The sequence below is a fragment of the Paenibacillus sp. GCM10028914 genome, assembly GCF_042666275.1.
GTDB lineage: Bacteria > Bacillota > Bacilli > Paenibacillales > Paenibacillaceae > Paenibacillus_AQ.
In genome coordinates this window covers 304,053-330,473 of the sequence record NZ_JBHTFO010000018.1, presented here as the reverse complement: position 1 = coordinate 330,473, position 26,421 = coordinate 304,053, and the positions used below count along the sequence as shown (strand labels likewise).

Sequence of the window (26,421 nt, the reverse complement as noted above, 5' to 3'; positions counted from 1 at the left end):
GTTTTTAACTTTAATCAAGAGAAGGGTTAACTATGGGTTAAACAATATGAATACCGATCGTTTTACCGCCGATTTCAACTTGCTCCATACCTTCTTTTTGTCCGAAATGAACATCTGTCACAAGCACGTTGTCGCGAAGAACATGGTCAAAAGCCGTAATGGAAGCCTGGAGTTCCTCATCAGCATCGAGTGTTAGAACGACGCGCTTCTCGATTGGTAAATCAAGCTTCTTACGAGTATCTTGTACAGCGCGAACCACTTCACGCACCCAACCTTCTTGCTCTAGCTCAGGTGTAATATCCGTGTTGAGCGCTACAGTCAGACCGTAACCAGAAGCAGAAGCGAAACCTTCCTTCGCTTGTTTCTCGATCAGAAGCTCCTCGGCTGTAATTTGTAACTCCTCACCTTCTGGTGAAGTTACATTTACACTACCGCTTTGAACCACTGCACGGGTTTCTTCACTGGACATGCCTTTAAGGAAACCTTGCAGGAAACCTACGTTTTTACCGTATTTTTTACCCGCTACTTTCAGGTTTAACTTCAATGTGAAGTCTACAAAACCGCTATCGCTGGTTTCAACAATAATCTGCTTCACGTTGATCTCATCTTTGATGATCTCTTCATAATCCGCAAGATCAAAGTCACGATCCATGGAGACGATAAGTTCAGCCAATGGCTGACGAGTCTTAATTGCCGTTTCATTCCGAACATTACGAGCAAGTTCAACAATTTGACGTGCAGTTTCCATGTTTTGCTCCAGCGTCTTATCAATCATCGACTCATCCGCTTGTGGGAAATCTGCCAGATGCACACTTTCTCCTCCGCCCAAGTTCACGAAGATGTCCTCGGAGAGCATTGGGGTGAAAGGAGCCATCAGTTTCGACAATGTAAGCAGGACTTGCGTGAGCGTACCGTAAGCAGCGAGTTTATCTTCGCCAAGTCCGCTGCCCCAGAAGCGATCACGAGACCGGCGGATATACCAGTTACTCAGCTCATCCACATAGGACTCAATCGCTTTAGCCGCATTTAGGAAGTCATTCACTTCGAGCCCTTTATTCACATTTTGAATCAAGCTGTTTAGACGAGACAGAACCCAGCGGTCAAGCTTGTTGTTAGAAGGCTTAAACTCGTGCTCAGCCGGGTCGTATCCATCAATGCCTGCATATAGCGTCAAGAACGCGTGTGTATTAACCAAGGTGTCGATTACTTTGGATTTTGCCTCACCTACGATACCTTTGGAGAAACGTTTACTGTTCCATGGTGCGCTATCTGCAAGAAGAGCCCAGCGGAATGCATCGGTTCCGTACTCGTTAATAATCTCCCAAGGATCAATAACATTTCCTTTGGATTTAGACATTTTTTGTCCGTTTTCATCCAAGATATGACCAGTAGCCATAACCGCTTTATACGGTGCTTTGCCTGTAAAGAGTGTTGATACCGCTAGTAGACTGTAGAACCAGCCACGAGTCTGGTCAATTCCTTCACAGATCATATCCGCAGGGAATTGCTGCTCGAATTGGTCATCGTCATTAAACGGATAGTGATACTGTGCAAACGGCATAGATCCGGAATCAAACCATACATCAATCACTTCGGAAGTACGTTCCATTACGCCTTCACAGTGAGGACATTTTACTTTCACTTCGTCCACATACGGTTTATGCAGCTCCAGATCCTCTGGTACATCACCAATCGCATGCTCACGCAGCTCAGCAAGGCTATGCGGAGCAAACTGATGCTCGCCTGACTCACACACCCATACGTTCAGCGGTGTTCCCCAGTAACGATTACGGCTGATATTCCAGTCAACCAGATCTTCAAGGAACTTACCAAATCGTCCATCACGAACATGACCTGGGTACCAAGTAACGGAATTGTTGTTAGCAATCAGTTGGTCTTTAACTGCAGTTGTCTCGATAAACCAGCTCTCCATTGCATAATAGAGAAGTGGAGATTTACAACGCCAGCAGAACGGATAGCTGTGCTCATATTTCTCTTTGCTGTACAGCAATCCTTTTTCCGAAAGAGCCTTCACGATGTCAATATCACAGTCTTTCACAAAACGTCCTGCGAAGTCGCTCACTTCATCAGTGTAACGACCCTGAGCATTCACAACACTAACAAAGCTGATCCCATTCTCACGGCAGACACGGTAGTCATCCTCACCATGGGCTGGTGCCATGTGTACAATTCCCGTACCACTGGCATCTGTTACGAAGGAAGCTCCAACGATTACATTACCTTTTTCCGGATTAATGAATGTGAACGGCGGAGTGTAGGTTTGGCCTACAAGCTCTGAACCCTTAAGTGTAGACAGAACGGTATGGTCACCTTTCATAACCTTTTCAACCAGGTTACTTGCAACAATGTATACACCGTCTTCCTGTTGAACACGCGCATAATCCATATCTGGATTTACTGCTAAAGCTACATGAGCTGGAAGCGTCCAAGGTGTAGTTGTCCATGCAAGTACGTATTCTCCACTACCGTCCAGCTTAAACTTCGCTGTAGCACTCAGGTCCTTAACATCTTCATAACCTTGGGCAACCTCATGGGAACTTAGAGTTGTCTGGCAGCATGGGCAATATGGACTTACGCGGTGCCCTCGATAGAGCAGTCCCTTATCATGTACGGTAGCAAGAATGTTCCATACACTCTCAATATAATTGTTCTCCAGAGTAATATATGGATTGTCGAGATCTGTCCAATATGCAATGGCCTCAGTCAGTTCACGCCATTTATGCTCATATTCAAACACACTGGCTTTGCATTTCTTAATAAAAGCTTCTACGCCGTAATTTTCAATCTCTTGTTTACCAGAAATTCCGAGTTGCTTCTCAACACCGAGCTCAACAGGAAGTCCGTGTGTGTCCCAGCCAGCTTTACGAATAACGTGGTAGCCCTTCATCGTCTGATAGCGGCCGACAAAGTCTTTAATTACCCGTCCTAATACGTGCCCAATGTGCGGAGCACCATTCGCGGTTGGAGGACCTTCATAAAACACATAGTTAGGCTTCCCCTCACGGTTCTGCATCGTTTTCTTAAACGTATCTTCTTCATTCCACTTTTTCAAAATGCGGATCTCTCTCGCCCGCGCCTTTTCTTTGACATCTACTCTGTTCACAATGATCATCCTTTCTTGATACTGAAGGTTTTGTCGATCCTTCGCGCTTTCTTTGTGAGAAAAAATCGCCAAATAAAAAAAGGCCCCATCCCCAAAGGGACGAGAACCTGGCTCGCGTGACCACCCTAATTTCGCTCAGCATAGAATCCTAACGGAAACCACACTGAAACGACACCTCAAGTCCATGCTTTTATTAAACACGGAGCCGATGTAACGTTCGGCAGACGGTTCTGCTTACACACGCATGGCGCTTTCAGCTTCACTTCTCCGGGAGGATCTTCCGTAAAGGTCTGAACATTGGCTTTCAGCAAGGCGCCAACTCTCTGAGGATCAGTTCCTGTCGTACTTTTCCCATCAACGAATACTTATGCAAATCATAATATGTTATTAGTTATAGACTCTTTATGAAAAAAAGTCAATATGATATTCGCCCTTACCCTTAGTATACTTCTTTGGGCTCCAGACTTGGTTCGCGGCTCTCCAGTGACTCCCAACCATCATGCTTCAAAAGTTCCAGCTGTGCTTCAACCAAGGAACGAAAGCGTGTCCGGTAAATAGATGCCTGTTTCTTAAGCTCTTCAACTTCCAATGAAACTTTACGTGATTTGCTCAATGAATCGTTTATGATTCGATCTGCATTCTTCTCCGCTTCTTTAACGATCAGCTGAGCTTCTTTCTTCGCATTGTTCTTCAATTCATCTGCCGCCTCTTGTGCGACGATAATGGTCTTGGATAGTGTGTCCTCAATATTAACGAAATGATCCAATCTCTCTTGAAGAGACATCAATTGGTTGTGCAATTCCTTATTCTCACGAATTACACTTTCATAATCCTTAATGACCTGATCCAAAAACTCGTTAACTTCGTCCTCATCGTAACCACGGATACGGCGGGCAAACTCTTTATTATGTATGTCCAGCGGTGTTAATGGCATGATGTGCACCTCCTAAGAATATGGCTTCGCATGACGGTAAAAATCCGCTGTCCGAAGCCGAACCACCAATCAGTTTACAAAAGCAGTCAACAGATGTATCGGCATAATCATCATAAATTATTACTGCCTTGATATTGAAAAATTTTACATTAATTTTATTCTAGAACGTTTCGACAAAAAAACGGCAAATCCTTCAAATGGCTTAAGTATATTTACCGACCTTGACGCGGTATCGCCCTTTCTTTGTCAATCCTCCGGTTTCCAGCACTTTAAATCGGCCAAAGCCCTGCATGGAAACCGTATCGCCGTCTTTCAGCACGGTAGAGGGATCCTCTACCACCTTCCAATTCACACGGCAGCGGCCTGCTTTAATGGGGATAACTATCTTCGTACGGCTGATGCGATGTACATCACTTGCAATACCATCCAGACGAAGCGAAGCCACCGTCAACTCCATCGTATCAAGCTTTGTTTCCTTCACACGGAGCTCCTGAATAGACAAAAGCTCTGTCATCACATGCACGCGATGCACCTGACTAAGATTTAAATGCAGATAGCTGCCTATATCATCAGCAACGACTACATGGCAACCGTCCTCAAGCACATGTATATCCCCAATCTTAGAACGTTTAATACCAAGACCAAGTACTGATCCCATGTAATCTCCATGTTCCAGTGCAAGAAACTTCTGATCTCCTGATGTAATCCCCAGCACCTTAAGTCCCATGTTTTCATCACTGAGATCTTTGTAGTCGGGAGCAATCAAGGCACGGACACGTTCTGCATCAGGATAACCCCCATCATAAACAGCATGTACATCCGGATGACGGTTAACGAGGCTTTCCAGTATGAATCGCTGACGTGGATCCAGAAAATCGGTTAGCTTTGTCTCGTGATACTGGCCCGCATTCACGACCCATTCCCAAGCTCTGTCTACAAACTCTCGCTCATCTCGGTGAAAGTGTTCGTAAATATCTAGTTGCATCGCTTAAATCCCTTCTAGCGTATCTATTACAAAAAGAATCCGAGTACGCTGATCAATCCATTTCTCGCCAGCTGAAGAACAAACAATGCAACGATCGGCGAAATATCAATCATCCCCATAATCGGCGGAATAAACCGGCGAAAAGGAGCCAGGTATGGTTCAACTAACTTGCCAAGCAATTCCCCAATAAAGCTCTCACGTACGTTCGGAAGCCATGACATCAGTACATACACGAGAATCATGTAAAAATAAATCTGGAACACATAAAATACTAGTTCATAAATATTCTGGCTCAAAGCTTAAGTCACCTCATTCTGTTGTATTCTTGCTCGTCTGCTAAAATCTCGGTGATAGAACCTTGAATCTCGACGGTGTCTGGCGTGCACAGAAAGATATTGCCACCCACTTTAGAAATGCCGCCTCCCAACGCATATACAGTGCCACTAAGAAAATCGATGATCCGTAGCGCCTGGTCATTACGAACACGTTGTAAATTAACGACAACCGAGCGGAAAGACCGCAGATGATCCGCGATATCTTGAGCCTCATCATAGGAACGAGGTTCTACCAAAACAACCTTTACATTTTTCTGAGAATGTATACTCACAACGTTACCGCCTTTTGCATTTTTGCGGTTCTCAAATGGTGGTGTTTCCACCGGCTCTTCTTGCGAAGTGAGTACTTCGCGTTCCACAACCTCTTCTTCATCCTGCAATCCTAGAAAATTCATAAACCGGTTCATGACGCCCATTGTCACTCCTCCTCTTTTCCAACTAAACTTGAGCCCAGACGTACCCAGGTCGCCCCTTCTTCTATTGCTACTTCAAAATCATTGGACATTCCCATGGATAATTCAGTAATCGGCTCCGGTGTAAGTGCCTGAATATTCAGCTCATCCCTTAGTTGTCTTAATCCACGGAACACGGGACGCGTATCCTCTGCGGATAATTCAAAAGGAGCCATAGTCATAAGTCCGATCACATTTACGTGCTTCAAGTGGTTGATTTCTTTAAGAAACGGCAAAGCCTGCTCAGGCTGCAGACCGTATTTCGTTGCTTCTCCCGAAATATTCACTTGCATAAATGCAGATACCTGTATATTCAGAGCAGCTGCTTTTTTCTCCAACTCTTTGGCAAGTGATAGTCGATCCAGTGAATGAATATACTGAAACCTACCAACTACATCTTTCACCTTGTTCGTCTGGAGATGACCGATAAAATGCCAAATACCTCGCTCACCCAGAGCACGCCATTTCTCCTCGGCAGTCTGCCAGCGATTCTCCCCGATATGATGGATACCATGATCCAATACGGCAGCGGTCTTAGCAACCGAAACATATTTGGTTACTGCAATCACGTTAACATCATCACGGTTCCTTCCGCTTCTGCGGCAAGCCTCCGACACCTGCTGTTCCACTTGACTGATGCGCTCTATCAAACTCAAGGGAAGACTCACCTCTTTCTCATTCCGATCCAGCTTGCCATACGCCCTGTTGTACCGCCGTCCTTACGGTATGAAAAGAACAAATCGTTACGACAGCTTGTACACCAAGAAGTACATTCGATATGATCCGTCAATATTCCTGCTTTTATCATAATGTGTCTGTTTATTTCTTTCAAGTTCAGCATATATTTACCGTTTCCCTTATCGATATAAAACAAACTTGAGTCCATGTTATTACCCGGTGCAAGTAAACCTAAATCGTTTACCTTTGACATCACCTTATCATCTACTTCGTAACAACATTGACCTATAGATGGCCCAATAGCCGTCCGGACATTTTCAGTACGACTGCCAAACTCAGTTGTCATCTTCTCGATCATACGACTTGCAATTCCCGATACAGTCCCTTTCCAGCCTGCGTGGGCGAGTCCTGCTACGTGTTTAACCGGATCCCAAAAATACAGTGGTACACAGTCTGCGTAATAGGAAGCAAGCAGTACGCCAGGAGTATTAGTCAACAACCCGTCGGTATCCTGTATGGCCGACTCCCGATCAAGACTGCCGCTTCCTCGTTCCTCTAGCCCAATTACGGCAATTTCATTGCTGTGCACTTGTTCACCACATGTCCAGTCTTCGAGAGAGAAGCCAAGTGCTTCTGCCGTCAGCTTCCGATTCGCAATTACATCCTCTGGACGATCTCCTACATGAAGAGCTAAATTCAGACTATCATATGGCCCAGTCCCTACTCCACCTCCCCGTCCGCTAAAACCGGCTGTGAGGCCGGTTCCTTCCTCATTCCATGATTCCAGCACAAACAAGTTCGGCCCCTGATAATCTTGTTTTTTAAACGGTTCCATGTTAATTCACCTCTACAACAGTGTAACAGAAATGGATATATCGTTGCATTTTATCAGCCAAAAGGAATCAGGCAAATATTTGAATTCAATATGTTCTTCGTTCTCCCCGCTCAGGTCGCTCCAGATAGCCTGCAGGCTCCTGTTCTTCAGGTACCCTTCTAACTTCCTCCATCTTCACCAAAACAACGTCCGACCCGATTTTAACTATATTTCGCCATGGAATAACCAGGTCACTGCCGCCACCAAATAGCCCCATGAATTTCCCGTAACTCGGAACAACAATAGCTTCAATTCGTCCCTGCCTTAAATCAAGTTCCAAGTCGCTCACTTGACCGAGTCTTTTGCCATCAATAATATTGATGACATCTTTAGTTTGGAAATCGGAAATTTTCATCATTTTCCCCACCATCTGATTATCTGGTATCACAATCATCACACCCTAGATGTGTTTGTATTATATTTCAATATATGTTGGAAGCACGCAAAATAACTTCTTTTTCTAAGACAAAGAAAAAACGATCCCAAAAAAGGGATCGTGTTGTAGTTCATATTCAGTTACGACTTTATGTTTTGACATGTTTCTGCATTTGCTTAATGGCTGATTTTTCAAGACGTGAAACTTGAGCCTGAGAAATACCAATCTCATCAGCAACTTCCATCTGGGTCTTCCCCTCATAAAAACGCATCGACAAAATCATTTTTTCTCGCTGTCCCAGCTTATGCATTGCTTCACGTAACGCAATTTCCTCAATCCACGATATATCCTTGTTCTTATCGTCACTGATTTGATCCATCACATAAATCGGGTCGCCACCGTCATTATATATTGGTTCGAACAAGGAGACTGGATCCTGAATGGCATCTAGTGCAAATACGACATCTTCCTTAGGCACATTCAGCGCTTCAGAAATCTCAAATATCGTTGGTTCACGTGAATTTAAATTCGTAAGCTGATCCCTGATTTGGAGCGCTTTATAAGCGATATCCCTTAAGGACCTGGATACTCGAATCGGATTGTTGTCCCTTAAATAGCGACGTATTTCTCCAATAATCATCGGTACGGCGTAGGTCGAAAACTTAACGTTTTGCGATAGATCGAAATTATCGATGGCTTTCATGAGGCCTATGCACCCTACTTGGAACAGGTCATCCACGAATTCACCGCGGTTGTTAAAACGTTGAATGACACTAAGCACTAATCTCAGGTTACCATTAACCAATTTCTCTCTTGCTGATCGTTCATTGTTCTGCTGTAAGGAATGAAAAAGTTCCCTCATCTCCACATTCGTCAGAACTGGCAGTTTCGCTGTATCCACACCACAAATCTCAACTTTGTTTCGGGTCATGATGACTAACCTCCCAAGGAGAAACATTAATGTTCATTATCTCCCTGGGTCTTTATTTTATTCCTGACCTTTACCAGTTAAACCATCTTGTTGAACTCTTTTCGCAGTCGTTTTATAATCCGCTTTTCCAATCGGGAAATGTAAGATTGTGAGATGCCAAGCAGGTCTGCCACGTCTTTTTGCGTCTTTTCTTCCCCATCCTGAAGACCGAAACGGAGTTCCATAATCATTCGCTCCCGGTCACTTAATTTGTCGAGTGCTTTTTGCAAAAGTTTACGGTCTACCTGTTCCTCGATGTTCCTGCCAATCGTATCATTCTCGGTCCCCAGCACATCAGAAAGGAGCAGTTCATTGCCATCCCAATCAATGTTTAAAGGCTCGTCAAAAGACACCTCACTACGGGTTTTGCTGTTCCTGCGCAAATACATGAGAATTTCATTCTCAATACAGCGCGAAGCGTATGTAGCCAGTTTTATTTTTTTCTCCGGATCAAATGTATTTACTGCTTTAATTAATCCAATGGCCCCAATGGAAACCAAATCTTCAATATTGATGCCTGTGTTCTCAAATTTCCGAGCAATATAAACTACAAGTCTCAGGTTACGTTCAATTAGCATCGCGCGAATCGCAGCATCTCCAGAAGGTAGTTTTTGCAGAAGAAACTCTTCTTCTTCTCTAGTAAGTGGGGGAGGAAGTGCCTCGCTACCACCAATGTAATAGATCTCCTGACTTTTTAATCCCAGAAAAAACAAAACACGATAATACTGAAGTTGTAGCGTCAATCTCCATTTTACAGGCATTTTTTATCCTCCTAAAAGTTTCCTGTAAGGAAACTTACTTCGTAAGCATAGTCTTAGTTTTCCAAAGGAAAACTTACTTCGTAAGCATAGTCTTAGTTTCCTGTAAGGAAACTTACTTCGTAAGCGTAGTCTTATTTCTCGAAGAGAAACTCTTACCATTACAATCTCAGCAGATATAGACTTCTATAAAGCAACTCATCTCTCATATCAACTTACAATAGATTCTCCTGAATCCCGAAATTTTGCGTATCAGAATCGGAGTGTTCAACTACTTTTCCGTCCCCCTCTGTAAGACTAGGATGAATAATGGCACGATAGGCACCTTCACCCGAGAGTTTGCCACCATCAAATCCAATAAGTACTTTCGTTGAGAAGTATTCCTTACCTCCTAGTTCGATCCGTACTGAGTCGGGCTTTAACGCCAACATAAATGCCGCTCCTCTGTTAACCCCACGATAGGGAACAAGCCTTAACCTATCTTGCCATTCGAAATCAATTTCTCCCAGCTCCATAATGAGTTTATCCGGTTCACCCTCCGCTAGCTTTTCGCACCAAGCAGGAGGCAACTCAGATTCCCATAAGGAGGCTTCCATTACCATCACCGGGGTTCGTGACAACGGATCACTCAGTTGATTACCCGTATCAAATAATCCCGTACACATAATTGTTTTATCTCCGATGTATACTGTGACATGACCTAATAAACTTTCTCTATTCTCCACTTGACGACGATTGGTTTGTACTCCCTTAAAGACGAGTATTACTACAAAGAAAGCTATACAAGCGAACCAAAACCCAACTTTTAATTCAAACGTAAGCCCACCCGAGGCTGTATACCAGATTCCACTGAATAGTTCTCCCGAATTTTGTAGTAAATAATGAAAACCGATAATCCCCCCGGCTGCTGCAAAGTTCACCATGTAAAAAGCCGCCAAGTTCCGTAAATAACTTTGCAAGCTGACTACTCCAAATGCAATCCACAACATCAATAAAGAGAGCCCGAACTTAATCAGAAACGTAAACATAAATGTCAGATCAGGCACAAACATCATTACAACATACATTGCACCTACCGCTGCTGATAGAGAGACTCTCCACCACTTGGGCTTTAATCTTCTCATCCAAGCTGTAAGGGCAAGCAATATAAAGTCGATGAGCAGGTTTGCTAGAAAGATTAGATCGATATAGACAACCAGGGTCTTCACCCGCCTAACGGAATCTTTCCCGGGTTATTGTTCTTCTGGGCTGTGGGAGTTGTTTTTAGTATAAAAAGAATAGAAATCAAAGTCTGTCTAAATCTGTGGGTTGTCCACCGACTATTTTTGTCGATGTGAGGCAGTTTATAGAGGACAATTCAAATTAGTTATTTCGATCGCTGTGAAATAGATAGCTTAATATTTACCTTGAAAATAAAAAAAGCCTGCTCTCTCCTAAGAGAGAAGCAGGCTTTCATTAAATTAATCGTTGTTACGGGAGCGATTGCGAAGGAATGTCGGAATATCCAACTGATCATTGTTTCCCTGGTTGCCAAATGGTCTCAGGTTCACATTACTTTTGTCAGTCTGTTGCTGTTGAGCTTGTCCTTCACCTTCCGATACAGGACGACGTCCTGGTTGCGGTGCGGCCTGCATTGGCTTACTTTCAAAGCCAGTAGCGATCACCGTAACTTTGATCTCTTCCTTCATATTCTCTTCGATAATCGCACCGAAGATCATATTCACTTCTGGGTCAGACGCGGAAGTAACAATTTCCGCAGCTTCATTCACTTCATAAAGAGACAGGTTTGCCCCGCCTGTAATGTTCATGATTACGCCCCGTGCACCTTCAATCGAAGTTTCAAGGAGCGGACTCATAATCGCTTTACGAGCTGCTTCAGCTGCACGGTTCTCGCCAGTAGCCATACCAATACCCATAAGCGCGGAACCACGCTCTGTCATAATCGTCTTCACATCGGCAAAGTCAAGGTTGATTAGACCTGGTACTTGGATCAAGTCAGAAATACCTTGTACCGCTTGACGGAGGACATTATCCGCTTCACGGAACGCTTCAAGCATAGGAGTCTTCTTATCTACGATTTCCAGCAATCTGTCATTCGGAATAACAATTAGGGTGTCTACCTTCTCTTTCAGAGCTTCAATCCCTAGCTCTGCATGAGAAGCACGTTTACGGCCTTCAAAAGTAAAAGGACGTGTTACTACGCCTACCGTCAATGCACCGCATTCTTTAGCAATTTCAGCGATAACTGGGGCTGCTCCAGTACCTGTTCCGCCACCCATACCTGCAGTGACAAACACCATGTCTGCACCTTTCAATGTGTTCATGATCAGGTCGCGGGACTCTTCAGCTGCCTTCTTCCCCACTTCAGGATTCGCTCCAGCACCAAGTCCACGTGTAAGCTTATCACCAATTTGTAATTTATGTTCGGATTTTGCAAGGTGTAACGCTTGAGCATCCGTATTCACCGTTATAAACTCAACACCTTGAACGCCGTTTTCAATCATGCGGTTTACTGCATTACTACCGCCACCGCCTACCCCGATTACTTTAATCTGGGCCAAGCTCTCCATTTCAAAATCAAATTCCAACATCTAATCCATCTCCCCCTCAATGTGCGCGGATGGCACGTCCACTGTCAAATGAACCCGCTATATAAACTCGCTGAACATATTTTTCAAACGTTCTATAAATCCCGGCTTCTGGCTGCTGCTTTCCTGAGTTGCTGCGGCAGGATTTTGCTTCGCGCGGTTCACCGGTTTCTTCGTGTTGTTACTACTGTTTCCTCCACTCGGACGAACCCGTACATTCCGGATCGCATTATGGAGAATTCCGACTCCGCTACAATATCCTGGATCACGTACACCGATGAAATCGGGAACCGCAATTCGAACGGAAGTCGCCAGTTCGTTCTGTGCCACCTCTAGCACACCAGGCATCGACATTGTGCCACCCGTAAGTATATAACCTCCAGGAAGGTCACTGTAACCCAAGCGCTTTATTTCTTGGTGTACCAATTGAAAAATTTCTTGAACACGAGGTTCAATAATGGCTGCGAGATCCTCTTGAGTGAACTCTTTGTCCACATTACTTCCGATCCGAGTTACTTTAAACGTCACTTCCGGTGCTGCATTATCCATTAACGCACAACCGTACTTCAGCTTCACCTTCTCGGCTTGATCTGTTAACGTCCGGAGACCATAAGCAATATCATTGGTTACAAAGTCTCCGCCAATAGGTAGAGTTGAGGTTGCAGATATGCTTCCTCCCTCGAATACAGTTAGTGTAGTCGATCCAGCACCGACATCAACCAGCACAGAACCCATTGTCTTCTCGTCTTTAGAAAGTGCAAGCTGTCCCGCGCCTAAAGGAATTAACACAAGGTCTTTAACTTTCAGGCCTGATTTTTCTACACAACGCAAAAGATTATGTATGGCCGTTTTAGCACCTGTAATAATTGTCGCTTCGACTTCAAGTCGTACGCCAATCATTCCACGGGGATCAGAGATCCCTTCTAAACCATCTACTACGAACTGTCTAGCAACTACATCGATAATTTCGCGATCTGGGGGCATTGCTACAACCTCAGCTGCTTTCAGCACTCGGTCGATGTCATCCTCACCAATTTCCCGATCCTCGTTCGATACAGCCACAACACCGTGGCTCGATTGAAGTCCAATATGATTCCCAGAAATGCCGACGTACACTTCGGATATTTGAATTTCAACCATACGCTCCGCATGATCAACTGCACTTCGAATGGATTGTACGGTCTGATCGATATCTACAATTGCACCTTTTCGAATTCCCTCCGAGTCGGCAGATCCAACTCCAATAATATTAAAGGTTCCATTATTAATTTCCCCAATAATAGCACGAACTTTGGATGTACCGATGTCCAAACTAACAATGATGTCATTGTTGCTCAAGCTCTGGCACCTCCTGTTTCTCTCATTGTAAATTATTAATATAATAACACTTTTCTACTTATTCAACACGCGCGGGGCTTTCCCTCTTTTTTCTACAATTTTTTTAGTGCCAACATTTGTCAGGAACAGCCCAAAAAGTCAGAGAAAAAAGAGGGAGAGAAGCAATGTGTCAATACGTATAATTGTAACATTTCTTCCTACTCCTGAGTAGGGGTACCTTCGCCCCCCTGTTCTAGGTTTTCTGGATTAAAAGGCTCGTAGGAATCCGCCTCTAGCATTGTAATGATACCTGGTTGTTCCATCTCAATCACTTGATTGAGATATTCCACTTTATCACGGAGCAGAGATACAGCAGTAATCACTTCAAATTTAGACCGAGTGTATAATTTGATACGGTCTGGAAAAGAAGGAGTTGGTGATGGTAAAATTTCCGAAATGTCAGAAGTCATACTGTTAGGTATATCGGCTAAAACTTCCGAGAGTTTAGCCTTGTTTGGATCCTCCGGATCCCACTGGGTCAAAATCGGCTTCTCCACAGCGATTCCACTCGCTGAAACAGCAATCGATTTACCACTAGCCAATATAGCCTGCAAATTCCCATCCTTTGATAGTTCATAGGCGACTGTTGGATATTCAACAACATTAACATTTACCACACCAGGAAATTGCTTGTCCACTTCTACTGTTTCAATGGTTCCTAAGGATGCTAAACGTTCCTTTACCTCGTCAGGGTCTACACTAAAGTATTGTACTCCAACAGTGAGCCCCGTCGTTTCTTTTAACTGCTCTTCCGTATTAAACGTATTTCCGGTAAAGTGAATCTCTGTAACCTTGCTAACTGGTGATCTAAAAAAAAGTACAACCAGCAAAGCTAAGAACAATAGCATTAATATAAATATGATTTTCTTGCCGGTTTTCGGTTTAGGCCTGTCCTCTTTCAGGACAGGAATTTGTTTCTTTGGCATTGATTACCTCTCCAGAAAGGCCTGTCACCCCTCCCAAACAAGGGAGGGATGCTTCAGGACATGGTCAATTGGCTAAATCTAGTGACTTCGGTACTGGCGCCTGACGAATAATCTTGGCACCCAAACCTTGGAACATATTCTCAATCCGATCATAGCCACGATCAATATGGTGAATCTGTTCCACTACTGTCGTACCTTGCGCAGCAAGCCCTGCAATAACTAACGCAGCTCCCGCCCGCAGGTCTGTCGCCTCCACAGTTGCACCATAAATCCGCTTTACTCCACGTATAAATGCACAATTCATATCTGTGGAAATATCCGCGCCCATACGAGAAAGTTCTTCTACATGTTTGAAGCGGCCTTCAAAAACCGTTTCTTTCATCACACTGAATCCATCTGCAAGTGATAAGAGTACCATTACCTGAGATTGCAAGTCCGTCGGAAACGAGGGATATGGAGATGTCACAATCCGCTCGACTGCTTTAGGACGGCTCATACAGCTTATATTCATTATATCATTGCAGATACTAGTTTGAACACCAGCGCGCTTTAGCACGTGTATAAGAGAATTTAGATGCGACGGATTGCATCTGGTCAGCGTCACAGAGCCTCGTGTAGCGGCTGCCGCAATCATAACTGTCCCAGCGACGATACGATCGGGAATAATTTCATAATCACATGGTTCAAGTCGTTCTACACCATGAATTGTAATGGTGTCCGTACCTGCTCCTATGATATTCGCTCCCATTTTGTTCAAAAAATGCTGTAGATCTTGAATTTCCGGCTCCCTTGCCGCATTCGTAAGCACCGTTGTACCCTTCGCTGTAGCAGCGGCCATCATTATGTTCTCGGTCGCACCTACACTAGCGAATTCAAGATGAATATCCGAACCTACTAAACGGCTTGCTCTACAGTGAATCTTTTGATCGCTTTCCTCGATTTCAGCACCAAGCGCCTGAAGCCCCTGAAGATGCAGATCGATTTTCCGTTCTCCGATCGCACAACCCCCTGGCTGATAAATGGTAACTTCACCGAACCTTGCTAGCAGAGGACCCATCAAAAAGATGGAGGATCGCATCTGCTTCATTAAATCTTCTGGTACATGAAACGAATTGGCAGATGAAGTATCCACAGTGACTGTCTCTAGCTCATGCTTGCATTTTGAACCGAGACGACTCAGAATGTCCAGCATCACTTCAATATCGAGTAAATGCGGAACATTACTTAGCCGAACATTTCCTTCGGCAAGAAGACTCGCCGCTAGAATCGGTAAAGCGGCATTTTTTGCTCCATGGATACGTATGGTTCCTGATAGGGGGCTTCCGCCCTCAATCACCAATTTGTCCAATGTATCACCTCCGAGTTTACCGCTCCCCCATGACATAAACTTCAGGCACCAGATTGATTCCGAACTTCTCCGCGATGATTTCCTGAACTTGCTTCATTAGGGCGAGCACGTCCTCTGCTGTCGCTTGACCGGTGTTCTCGATGAAATTGGCATGCTGTCGGGAAATCTCTGCGCCTCCGATTCGAAGCCCCTTCAGACCCGCTGCCTCGATCAAGCGTGCCGCATGATCTCCGGGCGGATTTCGGAATACACTGCCAGCTGTTGCAGATTGAAGTGGCTGTGTACGGCGCCGTCTGTCCTTATAAGACGCCATAGCTGCTGAGATTTCCTTACGGTCGCCGCGTTTAAGTTGGAATACCGCTTGGGTTACGATTCCCTTCCGGTCATGAAGAACGGAATGACGATAATCAAACTCCATATCATTCGCAGCATATTGAACCAATTCCCCTGTCTCCAGTACAATGTCAGCGGACTTAAATATGCGTGACACATCAGACCCGTGGGCACCGGCATTCATATAGACAGCCCCTCCAACAGATCCAGGTATTCCCCCAGCAAATTCAAGTCCGGTCAAACCTTCTTTACCGGCCAGAACGCTAAGTTTAACGAATGACATACTGCCTCCGGCTGTTACCATGTCTCCGTCAAAGACTACCTCGTCAAATCCCTGACCCAGCTTGATGACAGCTCCGCGTATTCCTTTATCGGATATGAGCATATTCGATCCACGCCCAAGCTGTGTCCACGGGATATTGTGGAGATGAAGAATAGCGATCAGTTCTGCCAATTGTTCCTTCGTATCCGGGACAATCAAAACATCGGCAGGTCCGCCTATTTTCCAGGTTGTATATTTTGCCAGCGGTTCATTCTTATATATTGCTCCAACGTTTGATTGCGATAGCTGTAATTCCCACTGCTGCATCTTACTAAAACCTCCCTTAACTTCAAAACCGAAAAGGCCATTCCTCGGCTTTGCGAAGAGATGGCCGCTCTGGATGATTCCGGCCTCTTGGGTGAGATTGTCACGATTATAGAGTATCTTATGTAGAGCTCTATAGGTGTGTGACAATCGCCCAGCCGTTTTAACGGTTGCTTATCAACCTGTGTATTTCTTTAACAATAACTGCAGCAGAATCAGGCTTACCAAGCTGCTTCGATGCCTTTGACATCGCTTGGCGCGTTTCTGCATTTCCCATAATCTCTTCAATCCGAGCAAATAGCGTTTCTGCTGACAAATCTTTTTCGAGTATCATTCTTGACGCACCGGCTGTTTCAAGCTGCCGTGCATTTGCCTCTTGGTGATTATTCGTCACATTCGGAGACGGAATAAGCACGGAAGGAATGCCAAGTGACGTCATTTCTGCCAAGAAAGAAGCACCTGCCCGGTTAACGATCAAAGATGTGGAGGCGAGAACCTCCGGCATATTATGCACATAAGGAACAATATGAAGTTGGTTTGGCATCGTACCTAGTTGACTGCGTACGGCTTCACGGGTCCCTTCAAAGTACAATTCTCCTGTTACATAAACAAAATGAACATCCGGCAACTTCTTAAGCATAGGTGCCATGCCAATCATCGCATTGTTGATCGCTCTTGCTCCGCGGCTTCCTCCGACAACTAGCACCACTGTGCTGTCTACCGGAATACCGAGTGAAGCAAATCCGCGTTCACGATTAGCTGATTGAACCGTGGTAGCCCGAGGATTCCCGGTATACACCACCCTTTTGGCCTTGGGGAAAGACTTCTCTGATCCCTCAAAGCTAACGGCCACAGTCGATGCATAACGGCTAAGGAACTGATTCGTAAGCCCCGGTATCGCATTCTGCTCGTGGATCATCGTTGGAATGCCGAGTTTTGCAGCCGCATAAACGACCGGTCCACACACATAACCACCTGTACCTATTACGACATCCGGTTTAAATTCTTTAAGTAGTTTTTTGCTTGCTGAAACACCTTTAAAAAAACGCATAATTGTCTTCACATTATCAAAAGACAGCTTTCGGCGAAAACCGGTTATATCAATACTCTCGAAAGGAAGATTTTCTTGAGGGACAAGCTTACTTTCCAAGCCTTGCTTGCCTCCGATATATAAAAAAGCGGTATTTGGGTTCTCCGCTTCACATTGCCTTGCAATAGCGACGGCAGGGTAAATATGCCCCCCTGTTCCGCCGCCGGTTAATACGACACGCATGCCGTTCACCTCGCATAACGGGATATATTTAGTAAAATGCCTAGCGCGGTCAGCATCAGCGTTAAGGAGCTGCCCCCATAGCTTATCAGCGGAAGCGTGATACCTGTTACTGGCATAAGGCCAATAACAACGCCGATATTAATAACGACCTGTATCGCAACCATGCCTATGATCCCTACAGCCAGCAGACTTCCGAAACTATCGTTCACAGTCATTGCCACTCTCATCCCCCGCCACACCAGCGTGAGGAATAGGAGAAGCACAATTAAACCGCCAATGAACCCAAGTTCTTCAGCCAATATAGCAAAAATAAAGTCAGTCTGAGGTTCTGGAACATAGCTGTACTTCTGACGGCTCATCCCCAGCCCCAAACCGCCAAGGCCCCCCGGGCCAATCGCATACAGAGACTGAATAATTTGATACCCTGTTCCTAGCGGATCAGACCACGGATCGAGAAAACCGGTAATCCTTTTCAGTCGATACGGTGCTGTCATGATGAGACCGATGAAGCCAGCAACTCCACCTAAAGCAAGAAACCCTAGATGCTTCATCCTTGCTCCAGCTGTAAATACGATCATAAGCGCTGCAGCTAGCATAACCGCTCCTGTTCCAAGATCGGGTTGAAGCATAATCAATCCAAACGCCAAACCAATAAGTCCAAGTGGAGGCATCAATCCTTTAGAGAAGGAGGTAATGTCGTAATCCTCACGACTAAGCCACCTAGACAAGAACAGAATCATTCCAAGTTTCATAAATTCTGAGGGCTGAATACCAAATGAACTGATACCAAGCCAGCTTCTGGCCCCGCCTCGTACAACACCTATGCCCGGGATCAGAACCATCACAAGCATAAAAAAGCAAATCAGCAACCCAGGTTTCGCATATTTTTTCAATACACGAAAATCCATATTGGCCGTAAAGTACATAGCAGCAAGTCCAAGACCAGCAAACAGCAATTGCCGCTTCACAAAATAAAACTGATCTCCGTAATCATGAAAAGCAAGTACGGACCCCGCACTGTACACCATAACAATTCCGATACTGAGCAGGGCCAAAATACAAATCAGGAGCCATAAATCAGGCGCCGGACGATTCTTGTTCATGAAGAGGCCACCTTTAGCATACGAAGTAGGGGCTTATCCACCCCCCTACTTACAGATTATGCACCGCCTCTTTAAAAATGCTTCCACGTACCTCGTAAGAAGAAAACATGTCCCAGCTTGCGCAAGCAGGCGACAGAAGAACGATGTCTCCTGACTCTGCTAGTAGAGCAGCTCTCTTTACGGCGTCGGTCAGTGTAACGGCGGCGTCCTCATCATTATCGACGAGTATAATTTGCTTTAATCCCGCCTGTTCTGCAACTTTCGCCAATTTTTCCTTTGTTTCGCCAATAAGCACCACAGCTTTGACTCGTTCACTTAGAATAGGTAGAAGTTCTTCATAATCCGAGCCTCGATCAAGCCCGCCCGCGATAAGGACAATCGGACGTTTAAAAGATGTTAACGCCATAATCGTAGCTTTAGAATTTGTTGCTTTCGAGTTGTTGATGTACGAGACGCCGCCTTTATCCATCACAAATTCCAGACGGTGCTCAACCCCCTGGAAATCCTTAAGTGGACCAGACAGTGTGGAGATATTTACTCCCGCCGAAATAGCGATTGCACATGCCGCAAGTGCGTTTCCGACATTAAATCTACCGGGTAAGCCTATGTCTGCTACAGAGATGATCTCTTGGCTGAAGCCTTTGCTGTCCGTATAAACAATCTTACGGTTTATTTCGTCTTCACTACCTGGCAAGTATGGCGGAACCACATGCAAACCTTCTCGAAGCGTTTCATTCATCGAGAATGGCAATATATGAGCTTTAATATAAGGCACGAGGCTCCGGCATACCGGATCATCCCAATTGAGCACAGCTGTATCTTCCGCTGTTTGATTTTTGAACAGCTTAGCCTTGGATGCTACATAATCATCCATGTCACCATGATAATCCAGGTGTGTTTCAGCCAAATTCAATAGACAAGCAATGCGCGGGCGAAAGTCCTCCGTGCCCTTCAACTGAAAACTACTTAGTTCAACAACCATCCAGTTATCTTCAGTCGCTTCTTGAGCAGCTTGGCACAGTGGTGTCCCTATGTTTCCAGCTACAATTGGCTTCATGCCAGCGGCTTCGAACATCTTACCTACCCATGTCGTTGTTGTCGTCTTGCCATTAGAGCCAGTAATTCCTATGATGGGTGCACTACAAAGATGAGAGGCTACCTCCACCTCAGTCACAATGGAAATTCCCAGTTCTTGTGCTTTGAGAACAGGTGGTACATGATAAGGGATTCCCGGATTTTTCACCAACAGGGAGACGCCCTGATGAATAAGATTATCCGGATGCCCTCCACAAACGACGGAAATACCCAAAGCTTCGAGCTCCGAAGCTTCGGGACATTCTTCCCTCTTTTTCTTATCATTAACGGTTACAATTGCTCCAGCATGATGAAATACTTTAGCTACTTGAACTCCGCTTTTGGCAAGCCCTAAGACAATAACTTCTTTACCTCGGTAAAATTCTGGATGCTTCATCTCTACAACCCCTTGTTAATATAAAGTCCTAGACCCGCCAGCACGATACCAACAGCCCAGAATGTAATGACTACTCGCCACTCCGACCAACCGGACAATTCAAAGTGATGATGGATCGGACTCATTTTGAAAATCCGTTTACCTCTGGTTTTGAAAGAAGCCACTTGCAGAACAACAGATAGCATTTCCACAACAAATACCCCGCCGATAATCAAAAAGAGTAATTCACTCTTCGTAACGATGGCAATGGCACCGATGGCGCCTCCAATTCCTAGGGAACCTGTATCTCCCATAAAGACTTTAGCTGGATGGGCATTAAATACGAGGAAACCAAGCACAGCCCCGATCATTGCAGCAGCACAAAATGCAGCAGCAAACGAAGTAGACTGAATCGCAACAAGTGCATAGGCTCCAAACGCTATCGCACTGACACCTGAGAGCAATCCGTCTAAGCCATCCGTAAAGTTAACGGCATTACTTATCGCAAGCATCATAATGACGATGAATGGATAGTAGAACCATGCACCCCAGTCAAATGACCAGTCTGTCCCTGGAATTCCGATTGCCGTACTATGTCCATTAGAGATAAGAAGCCAGCACATAATTCCGGAAAACAAAAGTTGCCCGAACAGTTTTTGGCGAGCAGTTAATCCCAAGGACCGACGAAAAACAATCTTCACATAATCATCCAGGAACCCAATCAGACCAAATCCTAGAGTACCTACAAGCAGTACATAAAAATTGGTATCCACTGGAGAAAACTTTAGAAATGTCAAGGTAAATGCAAGTAAAATAATAACTCCGCCCATTGTAGGCGTTCCGGCTTTTTTAAGGTGACTTTGCGGACCATCGTCCCGAACCTGCTGACCAAATTTCATCCGGCGAAGCAGTGGAATAAGCAGCGGAGCGGATATGACAGCAAGTACGAACGATACGCCGATCGTCAGCAATAACAGTTGAAAGTCCATGAAATCACCCCCTTACATTGATGTTCTGTCATGCAAGCTTTTGAGTGCTTCCACAACATCTTCTAATTTCATGCCACGGGAGGCTTTGACCAATACTACATCCTTATTGGTCACCTCTTTAATTATTGCTTCAATCATTGCCGCCTTCTCTGTAAAGGCTATTACCTGACCCTCAGGTAGATTCGCTTTTGCAGCTTCTGCGATATGCATCGAAAGCGGACCATAGGTAAATACCATATCGACGTTGTCAGGCGATACATACCGTCCGATTTCAGCGTGAAACTCCTCTTCTTGAGGGCCTAATTCCAGCATGTCCCCAAGCACAGCAATTCGGCGGTGATACCCTTTCATATCGCCTAAGACGTCCAAGGCAGCTTTGACAGACACTGGACTCGCATTGTATGCATCATTCAGCACAGTAACCCCATGCTCGGTCTCAATGCACTCTATGCGCATGCTTGTCAGGCGCAAACCTGAAAGGCCCTCACGAATCTGCTCATCGTTAACCCCAAAATGCTCAGCTACAGCCAGTGCTGCAAGAGCATTGACTACGTTATGTCGACCGAGCAGAGGCATGCTGAATCCCTCACCCGAATGACGATGGGAGGTGAATATAATACCTTTAGCATGGAACATCAAGCCCGTCGGGTAATCATCATTGCCTTCTTTCATCCCAAACGTAAATGTCTTTAAATCATCCGGCTGCTTCGTTTCAGACTCTGCAAGCACCATTGGAATTAACGGCTCATCCCCATGATAGATCAGTAATCCGCCAGGTTTCATACCACTAATAATTTCCACCTTGGCTCTAGCGATTTCCTCACGAGAACCCAGCTGAAGCAAATGTGACTCTCCAATATTTGTAATGACTGCCGCATCTGGCCGAGCAATGGACGACAGCAGCTCGATTTCGTAGCGTCCGCTCATACCCATTTCCAGTACAATAATATCCGTTTCTTCCGGCATATCTAGCACCGTGAGTGGAAGACCAATCTGATTATTAAAGTTACCTTGAGTTTTATGAACTTTATATTTCGTTTCAAGCAGTGCGGTAATCATATCCTTTACCGTTGTTTTGCCGTTACTGCCTGTGATACCGACAACCTTGACTCCACTCTGCTCCAAATAAGAAGCTGCCAGCGTTTGTAAGGCAACCAGTGTATCCTTAACCAAAATCACTGGACCATCCGGCGGCGTACCATGATCTTCTTGCCACAGAATAGCTCCCGCGTCTTCAGCCAGCGCCTGAACAGCGAAATCATGGCCGTCAAATCGTTCACCAACAAGCGGGACATATAAACAGCCCTTCAGTATTTTTCTTGAGTCTGTGCATACCCCTTGAATCATAACTTCTTCATCTTGTTTACGCGTAAGCGCACCGCCGCACATGGCGGCGATGCTTTGCAATGGTTTATGAATCACAATTGTCTTCCCCTTATCGCTTCTTTTGCAACGATGCGGTCGTCAAAATCGTAGACTTTACCCGCTATCAGTTGATAGGTCTCATGACCTTTCCCCGCAATCAATACTACATCTCCCGGGCTTGCCATTTCAATAGCCTTTTTAATTGCTTGCCTTCGGTCCACAATGAGATGGTAACATTCTTCTGAAACGCCCTCCTCCTGCAAACCTGCTTCGATATCCTTCAAAATGAGTTCGGGATTCTCAGATCGCGGATTATCAGATGTAATCAACACAATATCGCTAAGCTCAGCCGCGATCTTTCCCATGATCGGTCGTTTTGTCCGATCACGGTCTCCGCCGCACCCAAATACCGTTAGTATGCGCCTTTGTGCAAATTCTTTTACCGTGCGAAGTACATTATCTAGACCATCCGGCGTGTGAGCATAATCCACAATAACCGCGTAAGGCTGCCCTGCATCTACCGCCTCAACTCGGCCTTCCACACCAGGGATGGATTCGAGACTTTTCTTAATATCCTGGAGCGGCACCTTTTCAATGAGCGCAGCAGCAATTGCAGCCATCGTGTTATACACGTTAAACTTCCCAATCATCTTTAAGGAAATCTCCGTGCTGCCACGAAACGTATCTACATGAAAAGAAGTTCCCTGAGCTGTAATGGTAATGTTAGAAGCACGCACATCCGCTTTTTCGTTTATACCATATGTAATCACTTCAGCTGCGGTTAATTTGGCAAATGGCACGGAAGCTTTATCGTCAGCATTTAGAATAGCGTACTTTCGCTCTTTAGAATCCTTGGCAAAAGCATTGCCCAGCCTTGAAAAAAACAACCCTTTGGCACTCTGGTATTCTTCAACCGAGTTATGATAATCCAGGTGATCCTGTGTTAAATTCGTGAAGACAGCGGTTCGAAAGTCAGTCCCTTTCACCCGCCCTTGCTCAAGAGCGTGCGAGGATACTTCCATGATGCATAACTGTGTACCAGCTTGCACCATAGCGCTTAGACTCTTCTGCAATTCCAGCGCTTCCGGGGTTGTACCTGACATCGGGAGCTTCTTGCCGTCAACTTTCATTTGTATCGTGCCAATCAATCCCGTTTTCAGTCCAAAATCGCTCATGATTTTATCAATGAGATAGGTCGTAGTCGTCTTACCATTCGTCCCAGTCACACCAATGATCGTCATTCGCTGGCTAGGATGTCCATAGAACTTATCAGCAAGTATGGCCATCGCGAATCGGCAGTCCTTTACAATGACTTGCGGCAGGTCTGTGTCCAGTCTACGGTTTACGACAAGAGCTGATGCACCTTTCGTTTCGGCTTCACGAGCATAATCATGTCCATCAACGGTATGGCCTGGCAAACAGATAAATAGATCACCAGTCATGACTTGTCTGGAATCAACCTGAAGTCCAGAAACGTTAATCTCACCATCACCTACTAAAACAACTGCGGTCAAAACGGATGTCAATTCATTCAGTTTCATCGTCATCCCCCCATATGTGCACTACATTCACAATAACAGTCTACTGCTTGCAGCAGAAGTTCATGTCTAGTGCTCATGCTCATCTTCAGATGAGGCATTTCCCATATATATTCGGATTGTTGAACCGCGTTCCACCCGGCTTCCCGGTTTCGGTGCTTGATTGATTACCGTTGTGCCTGTACCCGATTTAGCAAGCACGAAGTTCATATTCAGATCTTCGTACAAATCCTGAACGGTGGCCCCGACAAGATTAGGTACCGTTACCGTTGGTGTTTCCCCATATTTATACTCCCGAGAAAGCTGATCCTTCCGCTGAGGAACCTGCATGTAATGCAGCGCATCCTCCAAAATATTCTGTACGATTGGTGCTGCTACAACACCACCAAACTGAATCCCTTTAGGATTGTCTACCGCTGTATACACAATAATTTGTGGATCATCTGCCGGTGCAAAACCTATAAAAGACACGATATGTTCGGTCGAAGAATAACGACCGTTTATAACCTTTTGGGCTGTTCCTGTTTTGCCGCCTACCCGGTAGCCGTCAATAAAAGCTGGTCGCCCTGTACCTTTAGCTACGACACTTTCCAGTGCTTCCCTTACCTGCTTTGAAGTCTCCTCCGAGATCACCTGCCTCACCGGCTCTGGTTTAATCTCTTCGATTACTTCACCCGTCTCCGGGTGAATCCAAGCTTTGGCGACATGAGGCTGATACAAGTTCCCTCCATTAATCGCAGCGGATACTGCAGCCACTTGCTGGATCGGCGTAACTGAAACTCCCTGGCCAAACGAAGTTGTAGCCAGCTCAACAGGCCCTACATTCGATAGCTTGAACAAGATTCCATTCTCTTCACCAATAAGGTCAATTCCTGTTTTGGCTCCAAAACCGAAATCTCGGATATACTGGAAAAGGGTTTCCTTCCCCAGCCTTTGACCAAGGTTTACAAACCCCGGGTTGCAGGAGTTTTGAACAACTTCCATGAACGTTTGGCTTCCATGTCCACCCTTCTTCCAGCAGCGAAGCCTTGCTCCGCCAACTTCTATTGCACCGGAATCAAAGAATCGTTCATTCTTTAAATTTACCTTGCCTTCCTCAAGTGCAGCAGCAAGTGTAATGATCTTAAATGTTGAGCCTGGCTCGTACGTCATCCAAATCGGTAAATTCCGATTATAAATTTGAGGGTCGAATTCCCTATACTTTCCTGGGGAATAACCAGGTCTGCTTGCCATAGCCAGAATTTCTCCGTTTTTCGGATTCATGGCTATAGCCCAACTGGCATTAGCTTGGTATTTAACCATAGCTTGATCCAATTCGCGCTCCATAATGGATTGTATCGATTTATCGATGGTAAGTTCTAAATTCAGCCCATCTCTCGGTTCCATGTATTTCTCTGATGACCCTGGCATCAGCCGCCCGCCTGCGTCCGATAAATAAGAGATACTCCCATTAAGACCGCTAAGCTTATCATCAAATTTCTTCTCGGTTCCTGTTAGGCCCTGATTATCAATCCCTGTAAAGCCAAGAATGTGGGCTGCCAACCCTCCATGTGGATAATAACGCATATTATCCTCAGCAACAACGATACCCGGCAGCTTCAAATCACGAATTTCCTGAGCCAGCTCCATCGTAATTTTTCGTCCGCCGGGTTTAAGCCGTTCTACCATGGATCCCCGCTTTGTTATAATCTTCTTCACATCAGCTTCATTCATGCCAAGTATCGAAGACAATAATTTAGCTGTTTTGTCCGGTTCCTTAATCTGAACTGGAATGGCCATGATCGTCGGTGTACTGATATTCGTAACTAAAGCTTCACCGTTGCGGTCCAAAATTTCTCCCCGCTCGGCTGTAAATGGAATATTGCGTCGCCAGGATTCCTCTGCCTTCGCTGATAACTCAGCACCTTTTCCAATCTGAACGTAGGCAAGCCGAACAACGAGTGCAGCGAACATCAAGAACAGCAACAGCAGAGCCCAGAGCAGCCTTCTCCGCTGAGATACCATAGATACTTTCAACTTGCTCCCCCCAATCGAACCCGTAAGCTCATGATTTTCGTTT

The 26,421-nt window shown here is 45.3% G+C and carries 23 protein-coding genes; all 23 read right to left on the bottom strand.

Annotated features, from left to right (window positions below; genetic code table 11):
* Positions 1–37: 37 nt before the first annotated feature.
* The 23 genes from ileS to ACFQV5_RS21835 all read right to left on the bottom strand — a co-directional run bounded on the left by ileS (position 38) and on the right by ACFQV5_RS21835 (position 26,378).
* Complete coding sequence (ileS, locus tag ACFQV5_RS21945) at positions 38–3,124, bottom strand: isoleucine--tRNA ligase (protein WP_379249999.1); 3,087 nt, start codon at positions 3,122–3,124, stop codon at positions 38–40.
* A 439-nt stretch (positions 3,125–3,563) separates the two neighbouring features.
* Positions 3,564–4,058 (bottom strand): DivIVA domain-containing protein, encoded by a 495-nt coding sequence (locus ACFQV5_RS21940; RefSeq protein WP_379249997.1) that lies wholly within the window; start codon positions 4,056–4,058, stop codon positions 3,564–3,566.
* A 202-nt stretch (positions 4,059–4,260) separates the two neighbouring features.
* Positions 4,261–5,043: a YlmH family RNA-binding protein gene (locus ACFQV5_RS21935; RefSeq protein WP_379249995.1), complete on the bottom strand. Its 783-nt coding sequence runs from the start codon at positions 5,041–5,043 to the stop codon at positions 4,261–4,263.
* 26 nt (positions 5,044–5,069) lie between these two features.
* The gene (locus tag ACFQV5_RS21930; protein ID WP_379249993.1) at positions 5,070–5,339 is read right to left on the bottom strand and encodes a YggT family protein; all 270 of its coding nucleotides are present in this window, start codon (positions 5,337–5,339) and stop codon (positions 5,070–5,072) included.
* A gap of 8 nt (positions 5,340–5,347) precedes the next feature.
* Entirely contained in the window at positions 5,348–5,794 is a 447-nt protein-coding gene (locus tag ACFQV5_RS21925; protein ID WP_379249991.1) for a cell division protein SepF, read from the bottom strand.
* A gap of 2 nt (positions 5,795–5,796) precedes the next feature.
* Entirely contained in the window at positions 5,797–6,486 is a 690-nt protein-coding gene (locus tag ACFQV5_RS21920) for a YggS family pyridoxal phosphate-dependent enzyme (RefSeq protein WP_379249989.1), read from the bottom strand.
* Positions 6,487–6,494: 8 nt separating this feature from the next.
* A complete protein-coding gene (pgeF, locus tag ACFQV5_RS21915) occupies positions 6,495–7,343 on the bottom strand; it encodes a peptidoglycan editing factor PgeF (protein ID WP_379249987.1) in 849 nt (282 codons plus the stop codon).
* A gap of 85 nt (positions 7,344–7,428) precedes the next feature.
* Positions 7,429–7,776 carry a YlmC/YmxH family sporulation protein gene (locus tag ACFQV5_RS21910; RefSeq protein WP_379251126.1) on the bottom strand — a complete coding sequence of 116 codons (348 nt, stop codon included), beginning with the start codon at positions 7,774–7,776 and terminating at the stop codon, positions 7,429–7,431.
* Between the two features lie 130 nt (positions 7,777–7,906).
* Positions 7,907–8,689, bottom strand: coding sequence for an RNA polymerase sporulation sigma factor SigG (gene sigG / locus ACFQV5_RS21905; protein WP_379249985.1), 783 nt, complete (start codon positions 8,687–8,689; stop codon positions 7,907–7,909).
* Positions 8,690–8,766: 77 nt separating this feature from the next.
* Positions 8,767–9,489 carry an RNA polymerase sporulation sigma factor SigE gene (gene sigE, locus ACFQV5_RS21900; protein ID WP_379249983.1) on the bottom strand — a complete coding sequence of 241 codons (723 nt, stop codon included), beginning with the start codon at positions 9,487–9,489 and terminating at the stop codon, positions 8,767–8,769.
* A 212-nt stretch (positions 9,490–9,701) separates the two neighbouring features.
* The gene (gene spoIIGA / locus ACFQV5_RS21895) at positions 9,702–10,685 is read right to left on the bottom strand and encodes a sigma-E processing peptidase SpoIIGA (RefSeq protein WP_379251124.1); all 984 of its coding nucleotides are present in this window, start codon (positions 10,683–10,685) and stop codon (positions 9,702–9,704) included.
* 261 nt (positions 10,686–10,946) lie between these two features.
* The gene (gene ftsZ / locus ACFQV5_RS21890) at positions 10,947–12,077 is read right to left on the bottom strand and encodes a cell division protein FtsZ (RefSeq protein ID WP_379249981.1); all 1,131 of its coding nucleotides are present in this window, start codon (positions 12,075–12,077) and stop codon (positions 10,947–10,949) included.
* Between the two features lie 57 nt (positions 12,078–12,134).
* Positions 12,135–13,412, bottom strand: coding sequence for a cell division protein FtsA (ftsA, locus tag ACFQV5_RS21885; RefSeq protein ID WP_379249979.1), 1,278 nt, complete (start codon positions 13,410–13,412; stop codon positions 12,135–12,137).
* 197 nt (positions 13,413–13,609) lie between these two features.
* Positions 13,610–14,377: a cell division protein FtsQ/DivIB gene (locus ACFQV5_RS21880; protein ID WP_379249977.1), complete on the bottom strand. Its 768-nt coding sequence runs from the start codon at positions 14,375–14,377 to the stop codon at positions 13,610–13,612.
* Positions 14,378–14,441: 64 nt separating this feature from the next.
* The gene (gene murA, locus ACFQV5_RS21875; RefSeq protein WP_379249975.1) at positions 14,442–15,725 is read right to left on the bottom strand and encodes a UDP-N-acetylglucosamine 1-carboxyvinyltransferase; all 1,284 of its coding nucleotides are present in this window, start codon (positions 15,723–15,725) and stop codon (positions 14,442–14,444) included.
* A 16-nt stretch (positions 15,726–15,741) separates the two neighbouring features.
* The gene (gene murB, locus ACFQV5_RS21870) at positions 15,742–16,647 is read right to left on the bottom strand and encodes a UDP-N-acetylmuramate dehydrogenase (protein WP_379249973.1); all 906 of its coding nucleotides are present in this window, start codon (positions 16,645–16,647) and stop codon (positions 15,742–15,744) included.
* Positions 16,648–16,807: 160 nt separating this feature from the next.
* A complete protein-coding gene (gene murG / locus ACFQV5_RS21865; RefSeq protein ID WP_379249971.1) occupies positions 16,808–17,917 on the bottom strand; it encodes an undecaprenyldiphospho-muramoylpentapeptide beta-N-acetylglucosaminyltransferase in 1,110 nt (369 codons plus the stop codon).
* A gap of 5 nt (positions 17,918–17,922) precedes the next feature.
* Positions 17,923–19,020 (bottom strand): stage V sporulation protein E, encoded by a 1,098-nt coding sequence (spoVE, locus tag ACFQV5_RS21860; protein WP_379249969.1) that lies wholly within the window; start codon positions 19,018–19,020, stop codon positions 17,923–17,925.
* A gap of 49 nt (positions 19,021–19,069) precedes the next feature.
* Complete coding sequence (gene murD, locus ACFQV5_RS21855) at positions 19,070–20,491, bottom strand: UDP-N-acetylmuramoyl-L-alanine--D-glutamate ligase (RefSeq protein ID WP_379249967.1); 1,422 nt, start codon at positions 20,489–20,491, stop codon at positions 19,070–19,072.
* A gap of 2 nt (positions 20,492–20,493) precedes the next feature.
* Positions 20,494–21,459 carry a phospho-N-acetylmuramoyl-pentapeptide-transferase gene (mraY, locus tag ACFQV5_RS21850; protein ID WP_379249965.1) on the bottom strand — a complete coding sequence of 322 codons (966 nt, stop codon included), beginning with the start codon at positions 21,457–21,459 and terminating at the stop codon, positions 20,494–20,496.
* Between the two features lie 12 nt (positions 21,460–21,471).
* Positions 21,472–22,881: a UDP-N-acetylmuramoyl-tripeptide--D-alanyl-D-alanine ligase gene (locus ACFQV5_RS21845; RefSeq protein ID WP_379249963.1), complete on the bottom strand. Its 1,410-nt coding sequence runs from the start codon at positions 22,879–22,881 to the stop codon at positions 21,472–21,474.
* The gene (locus ACFQV5_RS21840) at positions 22,878–24,365 is read right to left on the bottom strand and encodes a UDP-N-acetylmuramoyl-L-alanyl-D-glutamate--2,6-diaminopimelate ligase (protein WP_379249961.1); all 1,488 of its coding nucleotides are present in this window, start codon (positions 24,363–24,365) and stop codon (positions 22,878–22,880) included. Before ACFQV5_RS21840 ends, ACFQV5_RS21845 begins: the two co-directional genes overlap by 4 nt.
* 66 nt (positions 24,366–24,431) lie before the next feature.
* A complete protein-coding gene (locus ACFQV5_RS21835; RefSeq protein ID WP_379249959.1) occupies positions 24,432–26,378 on the bottom strand; it encodes a stage V sporulation protein D in 1,947 nt (648 codons plus the stop codon).
* Positions 26,379–26,421: the final 43 nt, after the last annotated feature.